At 65.2% G+C, this 23,212-nt stretch carries 18 protein-coding genes and 1 tRNA gene; 10 read left to right on the top strand and 9 right to left on the bottom strand.

All coding sequences use genetic code 11. The features are described 5' to 3' along the window. Window positions 1-44: 44 nt before the first annotated feature. The 3 genes from L2I41_RS08070 to L2I41_RS08080 form a co-directional block, all read right to left on the bottom strand. Window positions 45-1,724, bottom strand: coding sequence for a type I secretion system permease/ATPase (locus L2I41_RS08070; RefSeq protein WP_237153026.1), 1,680 nt, complete (start codon window positions 1,722-1,724; stop codon window positions 45-47). Window positions 1,725-1,883: 159 nt separating this feature from the next. Then, window positions 1,884-3,557, bottom strand: coding sequence for a calcium-binding protein (locus tag L2I41_RS08075; RefSeq protein ID WP_237153027.1), 1,674 nt, complete (start codon window positions 3,555-3,557; stop codon window positions 1,884-1,886). Window positions 3,558-3,722: 165 nt separating this feature from the next. Beyond that, entirely contained in the window at window positions 3,723-4,871 is a 1,149-nt protein-coding gene (locus L2I41_RS08080) for a helix-turn-helix transcriptional regulator (protein WP_237153028.1), read from the bottom strand. 484 nt (window positions 4,872-5,355) lie between these two features. Between L2I41_RS08080 and L2I41_RS08085 the strand changes: the two genes are divergently transcribed. Continuing rightward, on the top strand, window positions 5,356-6,297 hold the full coding sequence (locus L2I41_RS08085; protein ID WP_237153029.1) for a right-handed parallel beta-helix repeat-containing protein: 942 nt from the start codon (window positions 5,356-5,358) through the stop codon (window positions 6,295-6,297). Between the two features lie 484 nt (window positions 6,298-6,781). On the opposite strand, the gene L2I41_RS08090 is transcribed toward L2I41_RS08085, so the two are convergent. Continuing rightward, window positions 6,782-6,858: transfer RNA gene (locus tag L2I41_RS08090), tRNA-Met, on the bottom strand. A 348-nt stretch (window positions 6,859-7,206) separates the two neighbouring features. Between L2I41_RS08090 and L2I41_RS08095 the strand changes: the two genes are divergently transcribed. The 3 genes from L2I41_RS08095 (at window position 7,207) to L2I41_RS08105 (ending at window position 11,285) form a co-directional block, all read left to right on the top strand. Next, entirely contained in the window at window positions 7,207-7,785 is a 579-nt protein-coding gene (locus L2I41_RS08095) for a biotin transporter BioY (RefSeq protein ID WP_237153030.1), read from the top strand. Between the two features lie 263 nt (window positions 7,786-8,048). Further along, window positions 8,049-8,822 carry a ferredoxin--NADP reductase gene (locus L2I41_RS08100; protein WP_237153031.1) on the top strand — a complete coding sequence of 258 codons (774 nt, stop codon included), beginning with the start codon at window positions 8,049-8,051 and terminating at the stop codon, window positions 8,820-8,822. A 207-nt stretch (window positions 8,823-9,029) separates the two neighbouring features. Beyond that, window positions 9,030-11,285: a sensor domain-containing phosphodiesterase gene (locus tag L2I41_RS08105; RefSeq protein WP_237153032.1), complete on the top strand. Its 2,256-nt coding sequence runs from the start codon at window positions 9,030-9,032 to the stop codon at window positions 11,283-11,285. On the opposite strand, the gene eda is transcribed toward L2I41_RS08105, so the two are convergent. The 4 genes from eda to L2I41_RS08125 form a co-directional block, all read right to left on the bottom strand. Next, entirely contained in the window at window positions 11,275-11,907 is a 633-nt protein-coding gene (gene eda / locus L2I41_RS08110; RefSeq protein ID WP_237153033.1) for a bifunctional 4-hydroxy-2-oxoglutarate aldolase/2-dehydro-3-deoxy-phosphogluconate aldolase, read from the bottom strand. The two genes, L2I41_RS08105 and eda, sit on opposite strands and share 11 nt — an antisense overlap. Before the next feature lie 53 nt (window positions 11,908-11,960). Then, a complete protein-coding gene (locus L2I41_RS08115) occupies window positions 11,961-12,995 on the bottom strand; it encodes a LacI family DNA-binding transcriptional regulator (protein ID WP_237153034.1) in 1,035 nt (344 codons plus the stop codon). A 141-nt stretch (window positions 12,996-13,136) separates the two neighbouring features. After that, window positions 13,137-14,018 (bottom strand): DMT family transporter, encoded by an 882-nt coding sequence (locus tag L2I41_RS08120; RefSeq protein WP_237153035.1) that lies wholly within the window; start codon window positions 14,016-14,018, stop codon window positions 13,137-13,139. Between the two features lie 183 nt (window positions 14,019-14,201). Further along, window positions 14,202-14,753: a MarR family winged helix-turn-helix transcriptional regulator gene (locus L2I41_RS08125; protein WP_237153036.1), complete on the bottom strand. Its 552-nt coding sequence runs from the start codon at window positions 14,751-14,753 to the stop codon at window positions 14,202-14,204. Between the two features lie 219 nt (window positions 14,754-14,972). Between L2I41_RS08125 and L2I41_RS08130 the strand changes: the two genes are divergently transcribed. Genes L2I41_RS08130 through L2I41_RS08140 form a run of 3 tightly spaced genes read left to right on the top strand, consistent with a single transcriptional unit; the run spans window position 14,973 to window position 18,170 of the window. After that, entirely contained in the window at window positions 14,973-16,028 is a 1,056-nt protein-coding gene (locus L2I41_RS08130; protein ID WP_237153037.1) for a CobW family GTP-binding protein, read from the top strand. A gap of 38 nt (window positions 16,029-16,066) precedes the next feature. Then, complete coding sequence (locus L2I41_RS08135; RefSeq protein WP_237153038.1) at window positions 16,067-17,038, top strand: WD40 repeat domain-containing protein; 972 nt, start codon at window positions 16,067-16,069, stop codon at window positions 17,036-17,038. A 4-nt stretch (window positions 17,039-17,042) separates the two neighbouring features. Continuing rightward, a complete protein-coding gene (locus L2I41_RS08140) occupies window positions 17,043-18,170 on the top strand; it encodes a radical SAM protein (protein WP_237153039.1) in 1,128 nt (375 codons plus the stop codon). Window positions 18,171-18,244: 74 nt separating this feature from the next. Here the strand turns inward: L2I41_RS08140 and L2I41_RS08145 are convergent, their stop codons facing one another. Further along, window positions 18,245-19,228, bottom strand: a complete 984-nt coding sequence (locus L2I41_RS08145) for a hypothetical protein (RefSeq protein WP_237153040.1) — start codon at window positions 19,226-19,228, stop codon at window positions 18,245-18,247. Between the two features lie 233 nt (window positions 19,229-19,461). Between L2I41_RS08145 and L2I41_RS08150 the strand changes: the two genes are divergently transcribed. The 3 genes from L2I41_RS08150 to L2I41_RS08160 are packed head-to-tail and all read left to right on the top strand — an operon-like array spanning window position 19,462 to window position 22,919. Continuing rightward, entirely contained in the window at window positions 19,462-20,226 is a 765-nt protein-coding gene (locus L2I41_RS08150) for an SDR family NAD(P)-dependent oxidoreductase (RefSeq protein ID WP_237153041.1), read from the top strand. A gap of 49 nt (window positions 20,227-20,275) precedes the next feature. Continuing rightward, window positions 20,276-21,598 (top strand): histidinol dehydrogenase, encoded by a 1,323-nt coding sequence (gene hisD, locus L2I41_RS08155; RefSeq protein ID WP_237153042.1) that lies wholly within the window; start codon window positions 20,276-20,278, stop codon window positions 21,596-21,598. Window positions 21,599-21,626: 28 nt separating this feature from the next. Continuing rightward, window positions 21,627-22,919, top strand: coding sequence for a hypothetical protein (locus L2I41_RS08160; protein WP_237153043.1), 1,293 nt, complete (start codon window positions 21,627-21,629; stop codon window positions 22,917-22,919). Window positions 22,920-23,212 lie beyond the last annotated feature (293 nt).

The raw sequence follows: 23,212 nt of genomic DNA on the forward strand, positions 1-23,212 counted from the left end.
TCGGGCAATGGCGAGGCAGGTGCAGTTCCGCCGGGAACAGGCCGTCAGGCGGCGCGCACGGCGCGGGGTGTCATGCGGGCGAGCACCTCCTGGCGCGGGCCGAACAGCTGCTGGGCACCATCGGCCAGCACCAGGAGCTTGTCGGCCATGTCCACCAGCGCCGGCTTGTGGCTCGAAACCACCACCGTCGAACCGGCCGCCCGCGCCGCCCGCAGGGCCTCGGCGAGCGCCGCCTCGCCGTTGAGGTCGAGGTTGGAGTTGGGCTCGTCGAGCACGATCAGCGCCGGCAGGTCATAGAGGGCGCGGGCGAGCGCGATGCGCTGGCGCTGGCCACCCGACAGGGTCGATCCGCCGGGGCCGATGTCGGTGTCATAGCCCGAGGGCAGGCGCAGGATCATCTCATGCACACCGGCCATGCGGGCGGCGGCGACCACCTTGTCGGCTTCCACCGTGCCGAAGCGGGCGATGTTGTCGGCAACCGAGCCGGCGAAGAGCTCGATGTCCTGCGGCAGATAGCCGACCGCCTTGCCGAGCGCCTCCGGGCGATAGTGATCAAGCGCGGCGCCGTCGAGCCGCACCGTGCCGGCCGTGAGGCTCTGGGCCTTGACCAGCGTGCGCAGCAGGGTCGACTTGCCGGCCCCGGAGGCACCGACCACGGTGAGCATCTCGCCGGGCTCGAGACGAAAGCCGATGCCCGCCAGGGTGGCCTTTGCCGTCGGGGCAAGCCGGACCACGAGGCCCTCGACGCTCAGCGTGCCCTGGGGAGCGGGCAGGTCCATGGGGGTCGTTGCTTCGGCCTGTGCCCCCAGGGCGGCGGCGATCCTGCGCACTGTTGCGCGGGCCGTGACGAGGCTCTTCCAGTGCTGCACGGCATGTTCCACCGGCGAAAGCGCGCGTGACATCAGCATGTTGGCGGCGAACATTGCGCCCACCGAAATCTGTTCGTGGATCGCCAGCCAGGCACCGAGGCCCAGCATGCCGCTTTGCAGCGCCACGCGATAGCTGCGCGACAGGGCCGAGATGTGGGCCGCGCGATCGCTGGCGCTCGCTTGGGCGGAGACTACGGCGTCATGGGCGGCGCTCCAGCGGCTGGCGAAGCGGCCCGTCATGCCCATGGCTGCCAGCACGTCGCGGCGTCCGAAGGCCTCGCTGCTGATCCGGGCCGCCGCCAGCGTGGCCTCCATGGCCGTACCGAGCGGCTTGCGGGTGGCGAGCTCGCTGGCCAGAGCCATCACGGCATAGCCGGCGATGCCTGCCAGGGCTGCCCAGCCGAGCCAGGCGTGCAGGGAGAAGGCGAGCAGCACGAAGAGGGGCGTCCACGGCGCGTCGCAGAAGACGATGGGTGCGGCGCCGGTGAGAAAGTCTCGCAGGTTGTCGAGGTCGCGCAAGGGCTGGCCGCTGCGATCGGTGCCGGGAGCAGCCAGCAGGCGCAAGGCCAGCGGTTCGGCCAGATGCCGATCGAACACCACGCCGGTGCGGATCAGGATGCGGGAGCGCACCAGCTCCAGCGCCCCATAGAGCACGAAGGCGGCGAGTGCGATCAGAGACAGCGCCAGCAGCGTGCCCTGGTGTCGCGAGGGGATCACGCGGTCATAGACCGACAGCATGTAGAGCGGGCCGGTGAAGGTCAGGAGGTTGATGGCTGCCGAGAAAACGGCGGTTGTCACCAGGGCCGGACGGCAGGCGCGGAAGGCGGAGGCGAGGGGGGATCGGGCGTGGCTCATGGGAAACTCCCTTCAAGGATGCTGCAGCCATCCTGCCTGCCCCACCGTCTCAACGCTGTTCCGCCTGGAACACACATGGCAGGCAGGGATTTTACGCAACGCATCAATCCTCCGGCCGGGGGCTCCGGTCGGAGGATTGCCGTCTGTCGGCCCCTGGTGTCAGAGGACGAAGTCCGTGGCGGTCAGACCGACGTTGCCGGTCAGCGAGATCGTCAGGTCGGCGATGCCATCGGCGTCGGTATAGACCTGCACGAAGGTGGTGTTGGTCGAGCTGTCGAAGCTCACCTTGATCTCGCCGGTCGGGTCGGCGTCCAGCACCGGAACCAGATGGAAGGCCTCGTTGGTGCCGGCCGTGGCAGTGTTGGCGTCGAGGGCGGACAGGTCGATCTTGTCGGTGTTGTGCACAAAGTCGGTGATCACGTCCAGCGTGTTGCTCGCCCCCGTCAGGCTGTCGGTCTCGGCGAGATAGCGGAAGATGTCGGCGCCATTGCCGCCCGTCATGATGTCCTTGCCGCTGCCGCCGATCAGGATGTCGATGCCGTCCCCACCGTCGATGGTGTCGCTGCCTGCTCCGCCGCTCAGCGTATCGTCGCCGATACCGCCATGGACGATGTCATTGCCCTTGCCGGCATTGATGGTGTCGTTGCCGGCACCGCCGTCGATCCTGTCGTTGACACGCACCAGCACGCTGTTCAAGTCGGTGCCCGTGTCGGTGATGATGTCATTGCCGCTGCCGCCGTTGATGACGTCGCTGCCGTCCCCACCGTCGACGGTGTCGTTGCCGAAGCCGGAGTTGATGGTGTCGTTGCCCGCTTCGCCGTTGATGGTGTCGGCTTCGCTGGCGCTGATGCCGCTGTCGGTGATCGTATCGTTGCCGTCGCCGCCGTTGAGCGTGTCGGCGCCACGGCCGCCGTCCAGCGTGTCGTCGCCGGTCCCGCCATTGAGCGTGTCGGCCCCGCTCTGGCCGTTCAGGGTATCGTTGCCCGCAGCTCCGGAGAGGACATTGCTGCCGGTATTGCCCGTGATCGTGTCGTTGCCGTTCTGGCCTTCCACATTCTCGACATTGGCATAGGTGTCACCAGCTGCCTGGCCGCCGAGGCCGGTGCCGGTGGCGAGATTGACCGTGAGGGCCGCGGACGTGACGTCGAAGGTGACGGTGTCGATGCCGTCGCCACCGTCGATCGCATCGCCGCCCTCACCGCCGTTCAGGCGGTCGTCGCCGGCATTGCCGAACAGCCGGTCAGAGCCAGTGCCGCCAGACACAAGATCGGCTCCGTCGCCGCCGAACACCCTGTCTGCGCCCGATCCACCATTGATGACGTCGTTTCCCGCGCCACCAAAGACGAAGTCGTTGCCCGCATCGCCATTGACGGTGTCCACGCCGGCGTCGCCGTTGAGAATGTCGCCACCGGCGCCACCGGAGATCGTGTCATTGCCGTCGCCGCCGGAGATCGTGTTGGCGATGGCCGAACCGGCCAGACGGTCGTCGAAGGCCGAGCCCACGATGTTCTCGATGGAGGTGTAGCGGTCACCGAAGGAGGCGCTGTTCGCCGAACCACCGCCGAAGCCGGTGGTCAGGTTCACCACAACGCCGGCAGCGGCCTGGCTGTAGTTGATGGTGTCGATGCCGTCGCCGCCCTCGAAGGTGTCGGCGGTGTCGGCGCTCTCGGTGGTCTGGCCGCGGTCGAAGATGGTGTCGTTGCCGAGGCCGGCGAGCACGGAGTCGGCGCCGGAGGTGATGGTGATGCTGTCATTGCCGGAAAAGGCGCGAATGAGATCGTCGCCGGTGGTGTCAACCAGGGTGTCCGCGTTGTTGGTGCCGTCGATAGCCATTTGGGTTTCTCCTCGTCCTGCAGGCGACGCGTCATGCGTTCGCTGTGAGGAGAAATCTGCCGGATCCGCCGACGGCGCGCAGTTCCCTGGGAAACAGGCGGGGGAGGGCTCCTGGCCGAGCTGTTGCCGCGTTCCCAAGGGGCAGCGTTGCGCGGCCGGTTGCGGTCACATCCCCTGTGCAGCCATCACGGCCTTGATCAGGGCAGAGCGGCGGGAGACGCCGAACTTGCCGAAGATCGAGGAGAGGTGCTTCTTCACGGTGTTGATCGACAGTCCGAGCTCGTCGGCGATTTCGGCGACCGTGTCGGTTTCGATCACGGCGTTGAGGACCTTGATTTCGCCCGGCGTCAGGCCATGGAGCTTGGCACAGGCTTCGACGCCCGAGGTGGCAACCACTTCGGCCCGGCGCACGAAGAAGGCGGAATGGGCGGATCGCTCGACCTTCTCGAAGGCTTGCTGGGTGTGGGTGTGCGGTTGCAGGCGCATCAGGCAGCCGAACCAGTCGCCACCTTCGCCGTCCGTCATCTTGATGACCGCCGGGCGCCTCAGCAACAGGTCGTCTTGCTCGCCTTGCGAGGTGGAAAGTGCCTCGCGCAGCTGCCTGTCAGCCTGCTGGCCCGCAAGCGACAGGCCCGACGCGCCGTTTCGGACCATGTCGCCCTTTTCGATGAGGTCCGCGGCTGCAGCGTTGAACCAGGCGACACGGCCGGTGTGATCGAGCAGGAAGACGCCGGCTTCAACCAGATCCAGCGCAGCCTCCAGTGAGCGCGCCTCAAGGCTCTGCCTGTTCATTTCCCGGCCGATCAACACCGCCCGTTGCAGGTGCGGCGCCAGGATTCCGAGACGGCTGCGGAGCTTGTCGTCGACCGGGCCATAGTCCTGTCCGGTGATGACCGTGAAGGCCGCTGCGCTTGCCTGATAGCGCTCGATGTTGAAGATCGCCGCGTCGAGAAAGCCCTGGGGGGCAACCCATTCCTTGAAGAAGCGGCTGGCCTGAAACTCAGGCGCCGGCACAAGATCATGGCTGGCGAACACCTCGCCCGGCTTCACGAAGATCGAGGCCGGGTAGATGGGGTTCATGGTGAGGTATTTCTCGGGGTAGACCTTGAGGAAATCGGGGTCAAACCCCCAGGAATAGAAGGTTTGCGTCTTTGAACTGCTGGCGTCGCGCCAGTAGATTCTGGATGCCTTGCCTTCCAGATACCGGCAGACCGTTTCGACGACCTCGGGCCAGCGGTCGGCGTCGACCACCGTCTCATAAATGGACCCAATGACATCGGAGATGTCGTGAACTTCTCTTTCCGAAAACCTCATAGGGACATCCGCGACATGGATTGCAGTGAGCCGAGGCAACACTGTAGCAAAATGAAATCGTGTTGCCTGCATATTTCCACATCATTACCCGTTCGGGTGATGTGACCAGGCGTTCCAGATGTTTTCCTCTTGAAGACGAGGCTTCTGCGGCACAGCGGCAGCAGGTTCTTGGCTGGCCAACGGGATGAACCTGAGCCGAATGTCACTGCAAGTGACCTCGAACAAACGACCTCTTGCTGCAAGACTTGCCGGAGCCGAATACTCCTCGGCCTGATTGACGATACAAAATTGCAATACTAGAGCGCCCTTCGACCTGACGGATTCGTCAGGTCGACAAGAAATCGCACCGGATTCGAGAGTTTGAGCACCCCTCGGCCTTTCGGTCGGCAGCGCCGCAGGAAAGTGCGGAATTTGGAAAGGGGCCGTTCACGATCGGACTGGCCGTCTCCGTCCAGAGGTCGATCTTCATTTTGGAGTCCCCCGAATGACCACCTTGCCAAGCCAGAATATGCAACCGGTATCAACACCATGGAGACCAGGGGGCTTCTGGATCCTCTGTCTGGCCGCGACGCTGGTCGGCCTGTTGTTGGCGCAGCCGTCGCACGCGGCCGGCGCCGGTGACTCAACGATCGCTGCCACCACCAGTGCCACGACGAAATATGTGGCCAACGCGGGCAAGGATCAGACCGGTTGCGGGGCAGTGAAAAGCCCCTGTGCCACGCTGCAATATGCCCATAATGCGTCCACCGACGGTGGACAGATCATCATCCGGGACGCCGGTTCCTATGGCGCCGTGTCGATCACCAAGGCCATCACCATTCGCAACGGGAGTGACGGTATCGCCCTCATCTCTGCGTCCAGCGGCAAGGTTGCGGTCACCGTCAACGCCGGTTCTGATGCCGTGGTGACCCTGGACGGGTTGACGCTGGATGGCTATGGCCGCGCCCTGCAGGGTATTGTGTGGGAAAGCGGCCGACGCATCACCATACGCAACTGCGACGCACGCGGCTTCACCGATTCCGGCATCGTCCTGCGGTCAATCACGCCGATGCCGACGGCGTTCGTGGAGGGCGGACTGCTCACCGAAAACGGGGCGCACGGTCTTGTCGTCGCGGCGAGCAAGGTCGCGATCTCGGCGTCGGCGACCGGCACCACCTCTGTCAACAATCGACTGGCCGGGTTCCTCGCCATTGGCGGCGCCGGAGGCAGCATCGCTTCGCTCGATCTGCTGCGGATCAAGGCCGGAGGAAATTCCCGAGGTGGCAATGCGAGCGTCGATGCCTATGCGCAAAATGCCTTCATCACCCTCGGCGACTCCTTCATCGCCAATGACAACAGCGCAACAGCAGAAGCCGGGGGCACTTTGTGCAGCTACAAGAACAACTATGGAAACGTGTCCACGAGCTGTTCGGTGAATTGGCATTGAGGCATGGGGCGGAAGCCCATCCCTTGCCGGCCGGTTGAACGCCGACACCACACGTCAGAGGGCTTGGCGATGCTCACATGTCATCGACCCGGCCTGAAGCGATGGGCCGCCGAGGCGGAACACGGACCGACATCTGCGCCGGCGGCGTTGCCCTGGCGGTGGCCTTCGCCTCCGTGTCCTCGCCTTACGGCGATGGCCCGGAAGTTCGCGTCGCGAGTTCCGTCGTGGTCGCTCCCGACGTGGCGATGTCGGAGAACTGGGGACGACCTTGTTCCCGCAACGGCAATCTCGCTGATTTGCGGCGCGATTGTATCCAGCCGCCGAGATAGAGCCAGGGCCTGCCACGCGTCCGCTTTCCTGCTCCGGTCCGCCACAGCGAACCGGACGCCTCTGCGTGACGGAGGGCGCAAACGCAAGACGACCCAAGGCCGCGCTGCCCAAAACAAAAAACCCCGCTGCCGCGAGGCAACGAGGTTTTTGTATTTGGTTGCGGGGGCAGGATTTGAACCTGCGGCCTTCAGGTTATGAGCCTGACGAGCTACCGGGCTGCTCCACCCCGCGTCAAGCGCCGTGTCTTGCGGCGTCGAGGCGGTGTATAGCGAAGTGCCCGGCAAAGGGGAACCCCTTTTCGATTATTTTTTTGGCTAAGCGTGCATGGCAGGTCCGCATGATCACGTGGGCTGCGGCAAATGCGCCGGATTTCCGCGGGAAAAGCCTGTTTGCTAAGGGAATGTGCCTAACGGCCATCTTGACGGATCGCGCATGCGATGGTCATGTCGGCGTCGGTCTGGCGCCTTTGCGGTCGCCGGCGAGCTCACGCGGGTGCCGCGGGGCGCGCGGGCTGGCCGGGAAGCGCCACATGAATGCGGGCTCAGCCCGCCCCGTGCCCAGATGTGAAAGGACACACCCTTGAACGCCGTTGCGCCTCTTTCGTCCTCGACCTTCACGCGCTCGCTGGCGCAGTCTTCGCTTGGCATCAAGGCTGCCGCCGTCGTCGTCGGTTCGCTGTTCATCGCCGCCGCCGCGCAGATCACCGTACCGATGATCCCCGTTCCCATGACCATGCAGACCTTCGCCGTCCTGCTGGTCGGCCTGCTCTACGGGCCGCGCCTGGCCGCTGCGACGCTCGGTGCCTATCTCCTGGAAGGGGCTGTTGGTCTGCCGGTGTTCCAGCAGTTCGGTAACATATTCACGCTGATCGCCAAGCCGGCCACCGTCGGCTATCTCGCCGGCTTCTTCGCTGCCGCCGTGCTGACGGCCCTGGTCGCGAGCCGCGGTGGTGTGGTGCGTGCCCTCGGCGCCGTCGTTGTCGGTGAAGTCGCCATCTACGCGCTCGGCCTGCCCTGGCTCGCCGCCCTGATCGGCTGGGACAAGGCCGTCGAGTTCGGCTTCCTGCCCTTCCTGCTGGGCGACGCGCTGAAGGCCGTGCTGGCCGTGGCCGTGGCACAGGGTGTCGGCACGCTCTCGGTCAAGCGCCGCGCTGCCTGATCCTTCAGGAAAGTTTGTACATTAGAAAATACCGAAATGCGGCTGTCTACGGATTGACAGCCGCATTTTTATTGGGCTTATCGGCCCCGCCCGCGAAATTGCGTAGGCATTGATCCGATAGAGCGTCGACCGAAGCACGGGACCGGTTTTCCTGCTTTGGAAAATCATACCCCATGCGGCGCATTTTTCGGAAATTCCTCTCTGGCCTTGCCGAGCAATCTGCTGGAGATCGTGTGTGATTTTTTGACGAGCCGGAGACGAATATGGCCGCCTTTGATGTCGAGAAGGTCCTTGAGGTCACCCACTGGACCGATCGCCTGTTTTCGTTCAGGACCACGCGCGAGAAGAGCTTCCGCTTCGAGAACGGCCAGTTCGTGATGATCGGCCTCAAGGTGGACGGCAAGCTCCTGGTGCGCGCCTACTCGATCGCCTCGGCCAACTACGAGGACTACCTCGAGTTCTACTCGATCAAGGTGCAGAGCGGCCCGCTCACCTCGCGCCTGCAGCATATCCAGATCGGCGATGACATCTGGGTCGGCCACAAGCCGACGGGCACGCTGGTGCAGGACAGCCTGCTGCCCGGCGAGAACCTGTTTCTGGTGTCCACCGGTACCGGCCTTGCGCCCTTCGCCTCGGTGATCCGCGATCCGGCCGTCTACGAGCGCTTCAACAAGGTGGTGCTGATCCACGGGTGCCGCCAGATCAATGAACTGGCTTACGGCAAGCAGGTCTACGAGCAGGTTCTGGCCGACGAGATCCTCGGCGAGATCGTCGCCGGCAAGCTCGTCTACTATCCCACCGTCACGCGCGAGCCCTTCGTGCACAATGGCCGCGTCACCACCATGCTGGCGGACGGTACCATTGCCCGCGACCTCGGCCTGCCGCCGCTGTCGCCGGCCACCGATCGCGTCATGATCTGCGGCTCGGAAGTCATGCTGGCCGACATGGTCAAGCTGATGGAAGCTTCCGGCTTCAACGAGGGCTCCGGCAGCCGGCCGGGCGAATATGTGATCGAAAAGGCCTTTGCCGAGAAGTGATCGGCGGCCAAAGGGCAGTCCTTTTCCATTGATTGTCATGCAGAAGCTTGCGCCCCGGTTGGCCATGTCCAACCGGGGCGTTTGTCTACTGGTTGCTAACCTTGATGGGGGGATCTGCGCATATGCACGACCAATTTGAAACCAAGACCGCAATCTCAACCTGATTTTTACGTCTTATGGTACTCCTTGCATACAAGAGGTACCGGTATGCCGTTGACGGAAGCGCAAGAAGAGCTTCGCCTGCGCGAACTCTACAGATATCAGATCCTGGACACGCCGCGGGAGCCGGAGTTCGACGGCTTCTGCGAGTTGGCCCGATCTTTCGTCGGCGGCGAGATCGCTTGCATCAGTTTCGTTGATCGCGACCGTGTCTGGTTCAAGTCCATGTGCGGCTACGACCTTGCAGAGGTGCCGCGGACAAGCGCCTTCAGCGCCGTCGTCGTCGAGACCGGTGTGCCGCTGATCATCCCCGATACCAAGGCTGAACCGACCTACGACAACCACCCGATTGCCATGTGCGCCAATCCGGTTCGCTCTGTCGTTTGCCTGCCGATCCAGGTGCGCAAGGGCGTGATCATCGGCGCCCTCTCGGCCATGAGCTTGCAGCCGCGCGATTATGACGAGGAAACGCTCCGTCGGCTGCGCCTGCTGCACTCGGCCATCGTTGATCGCCTGCAGCTGCGGCTTGCGCGCATCGAGCGCGTGCAGGACAAGGCCCGCAAGGCCAAGAAGAATGCCGAGATCGCCGCACAGAAATGGGAACTCGGCAAGCAGCGCGTCCTGCTCGAGCAGACCTCCCGCCTCGCCCGCATCGGCGGCTGGGAATATGATCTGCGCCTCAATGCCATGACCTGGTCAGGCGAAGTCTACCGCATTCTCGAACTCGACCCCGGACAGCCCGGGCCGCAGTTTCATGAGGTGCCAGCCTTCTATCGCCAGGATGTGCGCGAAGAAGTGCGCGACATGTATCGCAAGGTCTGTACCGAAGGTGGTGGCTTCGAGATGGAGATTCCGATCTCCACCGCCAAGGGGCATGCGCGCTGGATCCGCTGCATCTGCGAGGCGGAGAGCCGGCGCGGCCAGGTGGTGCGTCTGGTCGGGACGATCCAGGACATAACGCTGCAGCGGGAGACCGAGGAAGAGGTCAGCTTCATTGCCACCCATGATCTGGTTACCGGCCTGATCAATCGCGGTGTCTTCCAGGAGCGGCTTGAAAAATCCCTTCTCGCCGATGGACGCAACGTCGGCCGCAAGGTTGCGCTGTTCATGGTCGACGTCGATCACTTCAAGGCGGTGAACGATACGCTCGGCCATCACGCCGGTGACGTGTTGCTGGCCGAGGTGGGACGGCGCCTGTCGCAGGCGGTGGGGCGCAGGGGCGTCGTCGGCCGGCTTGGCGGTGACGAGTTCGCTCTCCTGGTGCCGGAAGCGGTCGACGAAGCCGAGATGCAGGCGATGGCCGAGGCGATGATGCGGGAGCTGATCGCGCCGATCGCCTATGAAGCCGAATCCATTCCCGTGACGATTTCCGTCGGTGTCGTGGTCGGCGAGGTCGGCAACAGCGCCGATCAGCTCCTCAAGGACGCCGATATCGCCCTCTACGAGGCCAAGGGCGCCGGGCGCAATCGCTATGTGTTGTTCGACCGCTCGATGCGTGACGAACTGGAGCTGCGCCACTCGATCCTCAGGGCGATCCGCATCGCCATCGAGAAGAATGAGCTCATTCTCTACTATCAGCCCAAGCTGTCGCTGCGCACCGGTGTGCTCACCGGCTTCGAGGCGCTGCTGCGCTGGCGGCGGCCGGATGGTTACGTGGCCTCACCCGGCTTCTTCGGTGCGGCGCTTGAGGATCCGCAGCTTGGCCAGGCCATCGGCGATCTGGTGATTGCCCAGGCGGTCGAGCAGGCGGCGCGCTGGGAAGCGCTCGGCTTTGCCTATGATCACATCGCCATCAATGTTTCCACCAGCCAGTTCCGCCGGGGCGACCTGTCTGAACTGATTCTCGGCACGCTGCAGCGGCACGGCTTGCGCAGCTCGGCGCTGATGGTGGAAGTCACCGAGAACGTGCTGCTGTCCAAGGCGGCCGACAATGTGCAGTCAACGCTGGTCAGTCTTGCCAACAGCGGCATCAAGATCGCGCTGGATGATTTCGGCACCGGCTTTGCCTCACTCACCCATCTCAAGGAGTTCCCGGTGGATCTGCTGAAGATCGACCGCTCCTTCGTCTCCAACCTGACCGATCAGCGCGAAAGCCGGGCCATCGTGCGCGGCATCACCGCGCTGGCCCATGATCTCGGCGTTGCCGTGATCGCCGAGGGCATCGAGACGCCGGCGCAGCGCGACATGCTCAGGCATTTCGGCGCCGATTTCGGACAGGGCTACCTGTTCGCGCGGCCAATGCCGCCCGAACAGGTGGAAACCGTCTATTTCGCCGAGCAGGAAGAGCAGGCCCTCAAGGCTTGAGGGCCGCGGCCTCGCGGGCAAGGGTTTCGATCCGTGCCCAGTCTCCCGACTTGACCGCATCACCCGGAGCGACCCAGGAGCCGCCGACGCAGATCACGTTGGGCAGCTTGAGATAGTCGCGGGCGTTTTCGAGGCTGACGCCACCGGTCGGGCAGAACAGCATTTCCGCGAGCGGCGAGGCGAGCGCCTTCAGATAGTTGGGGCCACCGGCCGGGCCGGCGGGGAAGAACTTCACCACGCGATAGCCCTTCTCACGGGCGACCATGACGTCGGAAGCATTGGCGCAACCGGGCAGCAGCGGCACGCCAAGTTCCAGCGCCGCATCCAGCAGGGCCGGCGTCGCGCCGGGGCTGACGAGGAACTTGGCGCCGGCGGCAACAGCATCGCGGGCCTGGGCCGCGTCGAGCACCGTGCCGGCACCGACCACGCCCCCTTCGATGTCGGACATGGCGCGGATGGCATCGAGCGCCACCGGGGTGCGCATGGTCACTTCCAGCGCGGGCAGTCCGCCGCGCACTAGGGCTGCGCCGAGCGGGCGGGCGTCCTCGAGGCGGTCAATGATCAGGACGGGAACGACAGGCGCGCGACGGAGAACAGCGAGAAGGGCTTCGGAGTCGATCATGGGAGCTTCCGGCGTGGGGAGGATGATGCAGCGACGATCGGGATTGCGGCCGGTCAGCCGCTCGAATCCCGGACCTCGATCTGCGGCGGGATGAGCTTGTAGTCGAAGGGGATATCGTCACCGACGATTTGCGCCAGGATGGCGCGGGCGGCTTCCTTGCCGATGGCTTCGGACCCGTTCTTGACGGTGGTGAGCGACGGTGCCCAGCTTTCGGAGCCGTCGACATCGTCATAGCCCGTCACGGCAATGTCGATGCCGGGGCGGATGTTGAACTTGGAGAAGCCCGACATCAGGCCGAAGGCCAGGATGTCGTTGAAGCAGACGACGGCGGTCGGCCTGGGGTCGAGTGCGGCCAGTTGCTCGGCCGCGCGGCGGCCGTCGCCCTGCGTCATCAGTTCTGGAATGTCCGCCACCGGCGTCAGGCCGGTCTCGTTCATGGCCTTCATGAAGCCGGCGTGGCGATCGCGGCCCGACGAGGTGTGGCGGATGCCGCCGACGAAGGCGATGGCCTTGTGGCCCTTGTCGATGAGCAGGCGGGTGATCTCGTACATGCCCGTCACGTCGTCGCCGCGCACGCTCGGCACGCTGGCGCCGTCGACGTCGCGGCAGATGATGGTGACCGGTGTGCCGGTGCGGACGATGGCGTCGATATCGGCGGCGGTGGTGCCGACCGAGGGACAGATCACCAGGCCGTCGGCATTCTGCTGCTGCAGAACCTGCACGAAGTTCTTCTGGCGGGCCAGTTCGTCGCGGTGGTTGCAGATCAGGATCGTGAAGCCCTGGTTTTCCAGTTCCTGCTCCACGGCGCGGAACACTTCGGCGAAATAGGGGTTCAGCACGTCATGCACCACCACGCCGATGATGTCGGTGCGGGCGGTACGGAGGGAGGCAGCCTGACGATTGTAGATGTAGCCCATCTCGGCGGCGAGCGCCTGAACCTTCTTGCGCGTTTCCGCCGACACTGCGGGATTGTCACGCAAGGCGAGCGAGACGGTCGCCGTCGACACTTCGAGCTGCGCCGCCAGCTGGCTGAGCGTCACGCGCCGGCGTCGAAATCGACGAAGGTCGTCCTTGCTGTTGGTACTCATCTGTCGTCCAGTGTGTGTTTGATCGTTTTGACTGAGATGCGGCAATTCACGCCCTGAGGTCAACAAGGAAAGCCGCGTGTCCGTAATAATCTGTGCTCGCGGCGACGCTTTTTCCAGGACCGCCAGCCGCAGGTTGCACGATCAGGCTGGCGTTGCCGTCGCCTTGACGCGCTGCCGGGTTTCCCGAAGCAGAAGGTAAAGCCCCGAGAGGCTGACCACGGCGCCGCCGGCCAGGGTCCACAGGTCCGGAGTGTCGCCGAAGGCGAGATAGCCGAGCCCGATCATCCAGACGATTTGCGAGTAGCTGTAAGGGGCGAGCGTGGCGGCGCTCGCGTGCCGATGGGCCAGGATCACCAGGAAATGGCCGAGGCCCCCCATGGCACCGACCACGATCAGCAGGCCCCAGAGCGTCGCGCTGTCTGGCGTCTGCCAGACGAAGGGCAGGGCGGGGGTGAGCGCGAGCGTCGGGATACCCGCCAGAATCAGGATCATCGATCCCGGCGTTTCGCGCAGGGCCAGATGCCGGGTCATCATGTTGTAGATGGCGCTGAAGCCGGTCGAACCCAGGGCAAAGAACATGGCCGGCTGAAAGCCGCCAAGACCTGGTCGGGTCACCAGCAACACGCCGCCGAAACCGGTGAGGATGGCCAGGAGCCGCTTGAGCTCGATGGCCTCGCCCAGCAGCAGCGCCGACAGGCCGGAGATGATCAGCGGGTTGAGGAAATAGATGGAGACAGTCTGCGCCAGCTGCAGGTCCCTGAGGGCCAGGAAGTTGCAGCAGGTCATTGCCGCGAGCGACAGGGCACGCAGGATCTGCAGCACCGGATGGCGCATGCGCCAGGACAGCGGCGAGGCGATCGGGTTGAGGATCAGCGCCGCCAGCAGGAAATGCAGGGCGTAGCGGAACCAGACCACTTCGAGCACCGGCAGGTGGCGGCCGGCATATTTGGCCGAAGCGTCAAGGACGGCGAAGAGGCCAAAGGCCAGGACGAACAGGAAGATGGCGCGGAGCTGGGCTGTCATTCGGCAGGGGCCGGCCCGATCCGGCGAAGCGGCGGGACGGCGTCTTGTGTTGGAGCGGGGCGAGTTCTGACCGCCTCGTCCTGGGACGAGGGCAAGGTCTTGTGTCGGCTGCCGGACCCTATTCCACTCGAGGCGTCCGTTGGAAGCCCTTCGGGGGCCTCCAACTGCCTCAATAGACGGCAATCACTCGCCGGCGGCCACTTCCTCGGTGACGGCTTCAACCTTGGTCGCCGTCTGGGCCGGGGCTTCCGGCGTCACCAGAGCCACATCTTCCTCGTCGTCGTCGGCCTGCTGCACGGCAGCCGAAGCCGGGGCGAGGTTCTTCTCGATCTGGCGCAGGAGCTTCTTGAGGCGCTTGCGGTCCTTGTCCTCAAGTCCGGCCAGCGCTTCCTTTTCCACCTTCTTCCAGATGGCATCCACCTGAGTGGCGCGCTCACGTCCGGCTTCGGTGAGGTAGACGCGGGCAAGGCGTCCGTCGGCGGCCGAGGTCTGGCGCACCAGCAGGCCCTGGATTCCAAGGCGTGATATCATCTTGGTCACGGTGGGCGGCTGCACGGCCAGTTCGGCGGCGAGCTCCGACATGGACTGCCCGTCCTTGTCGGCGAGTGCCTTGAGCACCGCTTCCTGTCCCGGGTGCAATCCGATGCGGCTCAGATGCACCGCAGCCCGCGTGCGCTGGACACGGGCCGCCTGGACCAGGCGGTAGGTGACGCTCTTGCGGTGATTGAATGTCATGGCCTTCTCCGGTGGAGCGAGTTCTGCAGCCCAAGCGCCGTACTAGTCTACCGCCCGGCGCTCAGATCACAACTTTATGCGGCCCCTTTTCACATGGAATTATGACACTTATTTAGGGGGGCAACGTTTTTACGGTTCCGGCTCGATTTTCTCCTCGCGTGCAACTTTCTCTGCGACGTGTTAGGAGAGCCGCCGCGCGCCCTTTCTGGAGAGATCCTCATGTCCGCACCCACGTCCGCCGCCCCCATTCCGGTCACTGTCCTCACCGGATATCTCGGCGCCGGCAAGACGACGTTGCTCAACCGGATCCTCACCGAGGACCACGGCAAGCGCTATGCCGTGATCGTCAACGAGTTCGGTGAAATCGGCATCGACAACGACCTCATCGTCGACACCGACGAGGAAGTCTTCGAGATGAACAACGGCTGCATCTGCTGCACCGTGCGTGGCGACCTCATCCGCGTGGTCGAAAATCTCGCCAAGCGCCGCGGCTCCTTTGACGCCATCCTTGTCGAGACCACCGGCATCGCCGACCCGGTTCCGGTGGCGCAGACCTTCTTCATGGATGAGGAAGTGCGCAAGATGAGCCGCCTCGACGCCGTGGTGACGCTGGTGGACGCCAAGCATTTCCTCGATCGCCTCGGTGATGCGCCGGAAGCCGAGGACCAGGTGGCCTTCGCCGACGTGGTCGTGCTCAACAAGACCGATCTGGTGACGCCCGAGGAACTGCGCGAGGTGGAGCTGACCATCCGCCAGCTCAATCCCTATTGCACCATCCACAAGACCACCCGCTCGCAGGTGGCGCTCGACGCCATTCTCGATCGCGGTTCCTTCGACCTGCAGCGCGTGCTGGAACTCGACCCGCATTTCCTCGAGCCGGAAGACGAGCATGTCTGCGGTCCCGATTGCGATCATGATCACCATCACCATCACCACGACCATGATCACCACCATCACCATGGCCATGTGACGACGCATGCCACCGACGTCACCTCGGTGTCGCTCAAGGGCGGCACGCTCGATCCCAACAAGATCCTCGCCTGGATCACCGAGACCACGCAGGCGCAGGGGCCGAACATCCTGCGCCTCAAGGGCATCCTGTCCTTCAAGGACGAGCCGCTGCGCTATGTGGTGCAGGGCGTGCACATGATCGTCGAGGGCGATCTGCAGCGCGCCTGGAAGGACGGCGAGCCGCGCGAGAGCCGCCTCGTCTTCATCGGCCGCCATCTCGACAAGGCCGCGCTCGAAGCCGGCTTCCAGGCCTGCATGGCCTGACAGGCCCTTTCAACTTAGCCCCAAGGACTTCGCCGCTCGTGCCTTCCACCACTCCGCTTTCGCTCACCGGTTATGTCGTCTGGACCGGCTATCTCGGCAATGTGCCCGTCTTCGCCTGCGGAGACGGTGCCATCGCGCTCGGCACGGCGGGCAAGGTGGTGCGGCCGCATGCGGGCGGCATTCTCGCGGCGGTGGCGTCCGATGACGGCAAGGCCGTGTTCACCGGTGGCGACGACGGCAAGGTTGTCCGGACGGACGCGGAGGGTACCAGCACCGTGCTGGCCGAGAAGGGCCGCAAGTGGATCGACCAGATCGCTGCCGGCCCCAATGGTGCGGTCGCCTTCGCCTCGGGCCGGACGGTCTGGGTGATCGAGGGCAACGGCCGCAGCCACGAGCTGACGCGCCCGCGCGCTGTCGGCGGTCTCGCCTTCTTCCCCAAGGGCTTGCGGGTGGCCATCGCCGGCTACAACGGCGTCGGGCTGTGGTTCCCCGGCACGGCTGCCGAGCCGCAGGAACTCGAATGGAAGGGCTCGCATGTGGGCGTCACCCTGTCGCCGGACGGTGCCAACGTGATCACCACCATGCAGGAAATGGCGCTGCACGGCTGGCGCCTTCGCGACGGTCAGCACATGCGCATGACCGGCTATCCGGCCAAGGTCAAGTCTGTGTCCTGGTCGGTGAAGGGTCGCTTCCTTGCCACCTCGGGCGCCGGCGTCTCGGTGCTCTGGCCGTTCCATTACAAGGACGGCCCGATGGGCAAGGCGCCGCTTGAACTCGGCGGCCGCCAGGAAATGGTCACCGCGGTTGCCTGTCATCCCGGCGAGGAGATCGTCGCGCTCGGCCACGAGGACGGCATGATCCTGCTGTCGCGCTTCTCCGATCGCGAGGAGGTGCTGCTGCACCGCCCCAATGGCGCGCAGGTCACTGCGCTCGCCTGGAGCCGCGACGGCCTGGAACTCGCCTTCGGTTGCGACACTGGCGCGGCCGGCCTCGTTGATCTCGCGGGGTGAGTCCATGAGCGCCGTTGCCACCGGTCAGCCTTCCGGCCGCACGACGCCGGCCGAGCAGGCGTTGCTCGACGCCCGCTATGGCGAGCTTGCCGCGCGTGATCGGCTGCTGCCGATCAAGGTGCCGGCCTTCTACCAGCTGAAGCTCGATCAGGAACTTGCCGCCCTCGGGCATACCGAAGGGCCGCTCCATCGCATGGTGCGCCCGACGCGCGATCGCTTCACCGCCCGCGCGGGTCACGAAGTGGCCGACTGGGTCGACGACCGCTCCAACATGCCGGTGCCGGGCTCGCAGACCATCATCCACAAATATGCCGACCGGGTGCTGTTCATGCCCACCTCGGTCTGTGCCGGCCATTGCCAATATTGCTTCCGCCAGGACGTGCTGACCGACGCCCATGCCGACGAGCGGGCCGTCGTCGTCCGCGAGCTCGATCATCTCGTTGCCTATCTCGGCAGCAAGCCCGAGGTCAGCGAAGTGATCCTGTCGGGCGGTGATCCGCTGACCCTGCCGCTGCGCGACCTGGAACTGATCTTCCGCCGCCTCAGGGCACTGCCGCAGATCCGCTCGATCCGCATCCACAGCCGCACGCTGGCCTTTGCGCCGAAGATCTTCGGCGATCCGGCCAAGATCGACCTTCTGGCGGAAGCCGACGTGCGTCTCGTCTTCCACTTCGCCCATCCTTACGAGGTCTGCGATGACGTGCGAGAGGTACTCAGTCGCCTCGCCGCCCGTCGCATCCGCCTCTACAATCATTTCCCGCTGCTGCGCGGCGTCAACGACCACGTGGACGTGCTCCGCCGCCTCGTCGAAGATCTCGACGACGCCCGCGTCCGCACGCTGTCGGTCTACCTGCCCGAGCCGATCCACCATTCGGCGCCCTATCGCCTGACGCTCGACCGCATCCTTGCCCTGCAGGACGCCCTGACGGCCTCGACCCCAAGCTGGATCAACGCCATCCGCTTCACGCTCGACAGTCCCGTCGGCAAGGCGCGGCGCGAACACATCACCGCCTGGGACCGTGCCACCGGCCGCGTCACCTTCGAAAAGGACGGGAAGAGCTTCGTCTACCCGGACTTCCCGAGCGAGCTGGACGTGCCGGGTGAGCGCGACGTGCTGCTCTGGCGGGGGTAAGGCGGACGCTGAGCTGCCGCTTGCCCAAGGTTATGTTCAACAGTCCGCAATTTTGTTGAACATGGCCAGTTGGCTCACGGCTTCACCTGCATGCTGCCGTCGCTGACCTTCAGCGAGGAGGTGTCCACCGCTTCGAAGGCCGATGCGGGGATGGACTTCAGTTCGTCGAGCAGGGCCTCCGGCCAGCGGGTGTCGGCAGTGCCCTGGAAGAACCAGGACGAGCCGTTGTCGGCCAGCACCAGACCGTAGGTTTTGAAGGCCTTCAGGATGGCCCTGGTGTCGGGCCGCAGCTTCGGGTCGATCGTGAAGGAGGCTTTCAGGCGGAAGCGCGCGCCCATGGGCGGATAGTTGCTGTCCGAGACGCCGCCGGCCTGATGCCGGGCCGGCCAGAGGAAACTGCGGTCGCTCACGTCGGTGGTGAAGCGGATCGCATGGTCGATCTTCAGCGCCTTCACTTCGTCATAGCGCAGCAGACCCGGCAGGATGGGCAGGCCGGCGGCGTCGGCCGAGGTCCAGCCCTTGCGGCGCAGGGTGTTGGAGGTCAGCAACCAGCTGGCGCCGCTGCCGGCCGACCATTTGCTGCCCGATTTGTTGGTGGCCCAGGTCTCGTAGAGGCGGCAGGTGTCCTTGTCGACGACGATGGTATGCCGGTCGCCCGATGTCCATTGGCCGCCCTCCACCTTGGTGTCCGCTCCCAGGGGGTAGGGGATGGCGTCGCTCTGGTCGGCATAGCCGAAGGTCACCTTCACCTTGGCGTGGCTGGCACTCACCACGGTGATGGGAATGCCATAGGGCACGGTCAGTTCGCCGTAGCTCGGGCCGAAGTCGGGATGCAGCTTGCGGCCTGAAGACATGTGCGCCATCCAGGCGTTGGACTTGGCGTGGCGGGGCAGGGCGCTGATGTCGGCATGCCACCAGCTGTTGGCCGGGAAGTTCGGGCACTTCGTACCCGGGATGACCGATGAACTGGCGGCCATGGCGCTGGCGCCACCGGTGGCGCCGAGCAGGAGGGCGGCGAGCGCGGTGGTTTGGCTCACGCGGACAAGCTTGGCAATCATGGCATCCTCCGTTGGCGGCAAGCGGCGGCAGCATAACATGGTCGGGGCTCGGCTTCACCGGCCCGAGGGCGTCGATCATCGAACAAGCTTCATGCTGCATTGACAGGGTTGACGGCAGCTGTTCCGATCCTGCATCATGTCTATACATGATGCTTTTTTGCGCAGGCTGGGCGGTTCGCTTGCGTGGCCGATGGCGGAGGTCGCCGCAGGTCCGGCGACCCGGGAGGTGAGGCATGGGCGTGAATTTCTCTCTGGCGGGGCGGCGGGCGCTTGTAACCGGCGCCAGTCGCGGCATCGGCCGCGCCCTTGCGCTTGCTCTGGCGGAAGCCGGGGCCGATGTGGCCATTGCCGCGCGCAGTCTCGCCGATCTCGACGCCGTGGCCGGCGACATTCGCGCAGCCGGCGGTCGGGCGGTCGCCGTCGGCCTCGACGTCCAGGATACGGGTCGCGTCGGTGCGGCAGTGGCGGAGGCGGCCACCGCGCTCGGCGGCCTCGACATCCTCATCAACAATGCCGGCTATGAAGAGGTCAGCCCTTCGCTCGACGTGACCGAGGCGCTGTGGGATCGCATCGTCGACACCAATCTCAAGGGCGCCTTCTTCGTGGCGCAGGCGGCGGCCAAGGTGATGATCGCAGGCGGCCGCGGCTCCATCGTCAATTTGTGCTCGCTGACGAGCTATGTGGGCATTCCCACCGCCGTGCCCTACGGCGCCTCCAAGACCGGCCTTCTGGGCATGACGCGGGCGCTGTCCACCGAGTGGAGCCCGCGCGGCATTCGCGTCAACGCCATCGCGCCGGGCTATTTCCACACCGACATGACCGACGTCTTCTATCGCTCCGACGACTGGCGGGCGGCCATGCTCGCCAAGATCCCGCAGGGCCGCTTCGGCGCGCTCGAGGATCTCGCCGGCATCGCCGTCTTCCTGGTGGGCGATGCCTCTGCCTATATCACCGGCCAGTGCCTTGCCGTCGACGGCGGCTATCTGGCGTCCATCTGACCTTCACGTTGATCCCGGCACTCCGCGGTGCCGAACAAGGGAAAATCCCATGACGAAAGTGTCCTTTCACGAACTCGCCACGCTCGATGTCGCCGCCCGCGAGGCGCTGTTCAAGCGCTCCGAGGCCGATCTCACCTCCTTCATCGACAGGGTGAAGCCGATCATCGAGGCGGTGAAGAGCGAGGGCGACGCCGCGCTGGTGCGCTTTGCCCGCGATCTCGACAAGGCCGATCTCGATGCCTCCAGGCTCAAAGCCTCCGAAGCCGAGTTCGGCGCCGCCTTCAAGGCGGTGGCGCCGGAGGTGATCGAGGCGATCCGCTTCGGCATCGACAATATCCGCGTCTTCCATGAAGAGCAGAAGCCCGAACCCATGTGGCTCAAGGAGACGCGCCCCGGCGGCTTTGCCGGCGACCGCTTCACGCCGATCAAGTCGGTGGCGCTCTACATTCCGCGCGGCAAGGGTGCCTTCCCCTCTGTGACCATGATGACCGCCGTGCCGGCGGTGGTGGCCGGCGTGCCCAACCTCTCCATCGTTACCCCGCCGACGCCCGATGGCGGCGTCGATGCCGCAACGCTGGTGGCTGCGCGCCTTGCCGGTGTGGAGACCGTCTACAAGGTCGGCGGTGCCCAGGCGGTGGCGGCCGTGACCTTCGGGACGGAGACGGTCAAGCCGGCGCTCAAGATCGTCGGCCCCGGCAGCCCCTGGGTGGTGGCCGCCAAGCGGCTCCTGTCCGGAATCATCGACGCCGGCTTGCCGGCGGGCCCGTCGGAATCGCTCATCTTCGCCGACGACACGGTGCATGGCGGCCTCGCCGCGCTCGATCTGCTGATCGAGGCCGAGCATGGCCCGGATTCCTCGGCCTATCTCGTCACCCATTCGCGCCGCGTGGCGGAAGAAGCGCTCGCCGCTCTGCCGCAGCATTGGGCCAAGATGACCGAGCAACGCGTCGCCTTCTCGCAGACCGTGCTCGGCGGACCCTATGGCGGCATCGTGCTGACCCCGTCCGTCGAAGAAAGCATCCGCTTCGTCAACGACTATGCGCCGGAGCATCTCGAGATCCTCTCCACCGATCCCTTCAGCCACCTCGGCCAGATCACCGACGCCTCGGAGATCCTGATGGGCCCCTATACGCCCTGCTCGATCGCCAACTTCGGCCTCGGTCCCAATGCCGTGCTGCCCACCAGCCGCTGGGCGCGCACCTGGGGGCCGCTGTCGGTCAACGACTTCATGAAGCGCTCGTCGGTCGGCTATGTCACGGCCGGCGCCTATCCCGACTATGCCCGCCACGCCCGCACGCTGGCACAATACGAGGGCTTCTCCTCGCATTACAACGCCGTGTCGGACATGCGCGATCCCTACCTCAAGGGATGACATCGACACTTGAGGCAAGGTCCTTTCCATGAGCCAAACCGATAGCCGCACGGCGGAAATCCGTCGCCTTGCCCGCACTGACGAGCCTGCGGCCTGCCGGTTGCTGGCCGCTCTCCTGCACGACCTCTTCGGCCTGATGGCCGAAGAGGTGGCGCTCAACGCCGACCAGTACAGTCTCAATTCGCTGAATGGCTTCTTTCGCGCCGGCGGCGAGGCCTTCTTCTTCAAGTTCCACCAGGAGGAGGGCGAGGAGGCCATGTCGGGCGAATATTATCGTGCCGACATCCTCGCCCGCGCCGGCCTGCCGGTCGATCAGCCGGTGCACATGTCGGCGCTGCCCGGCGAGCAGATCCTCGTCTATCGCCGGCGCAGCGATCCGCGCCTGTCGGACGTGCTGCGCGCGCTCGATCTTCAGCCCGATGCTGCGGCCGAGGCGGAGGCGATCGCGGCGCAGGCAGATCTCGATCGCATCATCGCGCGGGTCTATCTCGACACGCTGCATCCGGTGACGGCGCGCCAGGTGGCCGCCGAACCGATCCACCGATTGTTCCACGATCGCCTTGTCGATCCGGTCACCGGAGTCCGTCCCGGCGGGCGCTATCGCAGCTTCTATCTCGGCCAGACCGTCGAACTTCCCGGCGTGCAGCTGGCGTGGGACCGCTTTGCCGCCGCCCGCATCGTCGTCAACGGCGTCGCCTATGCGCGGTCCATCGGCGAGCTTTTCGCCGAGGCGCTCGATCGTCTCGATCCCGCCCGTCTTGCCAATTGCGGCGGTCTCACCGCCCATGGCGACGCGCACAACGCCAATGTGTGGTTCGGCCGGCGCGACGGGCGGGCGGTGTTGTCCTTCTTCGATCCGGCCTTTGCCGGCGAACATGTGCCGGCGCTGCTCGCCGAAGTGAAGGCCACCTTCCACAATTGCCTCGCCCATCCGCTCTGGCTCTACGATCCCGCTGAGCTGGGCCGTCATCACACGGCGTGTGCTGCATATGCCGACGGCGTGCTCGCCCTCGATACCAGCTGGCGCCTTTCGCCCTTGCGGCGGGCTCTCTTGCGGACCAAGGGCGAGCTGGTGTGGAAGCCGCTTCTCGCCGCCTTGAGGGATCGCGGCCTGTTGCCCGCCGAATGGCAGCGGGTCATCCGGCTCGCGCTCTTTCTCTGTCCCACGCTGGTGATGAACCTGCGCGCCGGTGCCGCCACCCATGACGCCACCTCCTCGGCGATCGCCTTCTCGGTGGCCGTGATGGCCGGCTCCGAACCGGCTGATGGAGCCGAGGACGACCTGACGGCCTTCCTTGCAGCCATTGATCCGGGCGCGTGACGACATGCAAGGGATGCGAGTGGACATCGCTTCTGCCGCTGCCGCCGGCATACCTTGCGGCAGTTGACTTGATCCGGCCCATGGCCTTCAAAATATGGCCCTCACCTTCGGGTGAGGGTTTCTCCTCCAGCTTGAGTGCGGATGCCGAAGTGCCGAAATTTCCATCATGCCGCAGAAAAATGCATTGCGATGGCTTTGCCCTCAAGTCTATACATAAATCCTGATGCCACGTGGTCTTCCCTCCTCCCTTCGTGGGGCCGCATCTTCAGCGGTTGAGGGTCAGATCTTACGCC

It is taken from the genome of Oryzibacter oryziterrae, from assembly GCF_021864535.1.
Taxonomy (GTDB): Bacteria; Pseudomonadota; Alphaproteobacteria; order Rhizobiales; family Pleomorphomonadaceae; genus Pleomorphomonas; species Pleomorphomonas oryziterrae.